The following is a 454-nucleotide window of genomic DNA, read 5'->3' as shown; positions in this document are numbered from 1 at the left end:
TACACCCGCACCAACTCGTTGACGCCCGGCGGCAGATCGTCATCGTCATCACGCGAGAACACCCGCACACCGATGACCTTGCCCGACTCACCGTGGGGCACCTTCAACGACGTGTCACGCACCTCGCGCGCCTTCTCACCGAAGATCGCGCGCAGCAACCGCTCCTCCGGCGTCAGCTCGGTCTCGCCCTTCGGCGTCACCTTGCCCACCAGAATGTCACCGTCACGCACCTCGGCACCGATCCGCACGATGCCCCGCTCATCCAGATCAGCGAGCACCTCGTCGGAAACATTCGGGATATCGCGGGTGATCTCCTCGGCACCGAGCTTGGTGTCACGCGCGTCGATCTCGTGCTCCTCGATGTGGATCGAGGTCAGCACGTCCTCCTCCACGAGGCGCTGCGACAGGATGATCGCGTCCTCGTAGTTGTGACCCTCCCACGGCATGATCGCCA

General features: G+C 64.1%; 1 pseudogene. It reads right to left on the bottom strand.

The annotated features are described in order from the left end of the window. Positions 1–454 (bottom strand): annotated as a pseudogene (locus ON31_RS22950) (DNA-directed RNA polymerase subunit beta); the annotation flags it as partial.

Origin of the sequence: Nocardia otitidiscaviarum NBRC 14405, from assembly GCF_000308635.1 — a bacterium.
Lineage (GTDB): Bacteria > Actinomycetota > Actinomycetes > Mycobacteriales > Mycobacteriaceae > Nocardia > Nocardia otitidiscaviarum.
The sequence above is the reverse complement of the archived record's forward strand: the minus strand, read 5'-3'. Positions and strand labels throughout refer to the sequence as shown.